This window comes from Candidatus Vagococcus giribetii (assembly GCF_017316185.1).
In the GTDB taxonomy this organism is placed as follows: domain Bacteria; phylum Bacillota; class Bacilli; order Lactobacillales; family Vagococcaceae; genus Vagococcus; species Vagococcus giribetii.
In genome coordinates this window covers 1-1,453 of sequence record NZ_JAFLVX010000051.1, presented here as the reverse complement: position 1 = coordinate 1,453, position 1,453 = coordinate 1, and the positions used below count along the sequence as shown (strand labels likewise).

Sequence of the window (1,453 nt, the reverse complement as noted above, 5' to 3'; positions counted from 1 at the left end):
ATTGTGTTGCTTTTCGAAATTGAACAGGACTTTGCCAGTTTAATTTCTTTTTCATTCGTTTATTATTGTAGTAGTAAATATAATCATCAATAGCTGTTTTAAGCTCATCAAAACTACGATAAACTTCACCGTGAAAAATTTCTTGTTTTAAAAGACTAAAGAAATTTTCCATAGGAGAATTATCTAAACAATTCCCCTTACGGGACATACTTTGAAAAATTTTGTGTTCCTTCAACATACAACTATATGCTTTCATTTGATATGCCCAACCTTGATCTGAATGAAATGTTCTACGAAAAGGACAATCATTAGTTACTTGGATAGCTTCTTCTAAACCTTCCATAACTGCGATAGCGTTAGGCTTTTCCGAAATTCTGTGAGATAAGATTTCGCTATTGTATAAATCCATGAACGGATCTAAATAAAGCTTTTTCTGACGAATCACACCATTGGTGTCTGCTTCGAAATACTTAAACTCTGTTGTATCAGTAGTAATTTTTTGATAGCAGATATTAGTGTAGAAACGTCTGTGAATACGATTTTTGGCAACTGTACCAACCTTACCACGATAAGAACTGTAGCGTCGTGATTTTCTAGTATATGATTTTACTTCGATTCCTAGTTTTTTGATCAAACGTTGAACTTTCTTTTTATTAACGTGAAAACCTCTATCCTTTAGTTCTCTTGTCATTCGAAGACAACCGTAGTCCTTATGTTCTTTGCGAATCTCTAACATTTGATTTTCGATTTCTTGATCAGGATTTAAACGATTAAAGCGTTTCTGCCAGTACATGTAGGTTGCTTTAGGAAATTTCAATGTTTCAAGAAGCTCAACTAATTTAAATAATCCTCGGAGGCTGTCGATGATTCGTGCGATTGATTCTTGCGTCTTTGTTGGGCTTCCTGTTTTCGCAGCTTCCTCAATTCTTTTAAAAAGGCATTCTCAATTTGAAGAGAACGGACTTGCTTCTCTAATGCCTTGATACGTTCAGATTCTTCAGGTGTGACTTTTGAGATTTTTTTCTTGGTCACTTTATTTTTCTTAGTCATATTAGACGGACGTCCTTTCGGGTTTGAAAGTCCCTCAATACCATCATCACGAAACTTGCGCACCCAAGCTGCAATCATCGGAGAATTATTGATGCCTATGGTATTAGCCACCTCGCGATAGGACATTTCACTTGTTTGATATAACTCTATCGCATCTAACTTGAATTGAACAGAGTATTTTTGATTTTGCCTCTTTCGAAAGAGTCCTTCTTCACCAAATTCTTTATAAGCGTTAACCCAATTTATTAGCTGTGATTCACTACTGACGCCATACTTTTTGGTTAGATATGCATATCCACCTTCTCCATCAAGGTATTTTTGAACAATTTTTATTTTAAATTCTAAATTATATTTTGCCATAAAAATAGCGACCTCCAAAAGTTAGATTTTTGGTCTAACTTTT

The 1,453-nt window shown here is 34.5% G+C and carries 2 protein-coding genes; both read right to left on the bottom strand.

All coding sequences use genetic code 11. The features are described 5' to 3' along the window. The coding region (locus tag DOK76_RS13410; RefSeq protein ID WP_441006659.1) for an IS3 family transposase at window positions 1-865 on the bottom strand (865 nt) is incomplete at its 3' end. Continuing rightward, a complete protein-coding gene (locus DOK76_RS13405) occupies window positions 835-1,410 on the bottom strand; it encodes a helix-turn-helix domain-containing protein (RefSeq protein ID WP_441006658.1) in 576 nt (191 codons plus the stop codon). The genes DOK76_RS13410 and DOK76_RS13405, both read right to left, overlap by 31 nt. Between the last annotated feature and the right edge of the window lie 43 nt (window positions 1,411-1,453).

Bases quoted from the DNA above. Each gene is read 5' to 3' on its own strand.
- DOK76_RS13405 (WP_441006658.1), bottom strand. From the start codon at position 1,410: ATGGCAAAATATAATTTAGAATTTAAAATAAAAATTGTTCAAAAATAC.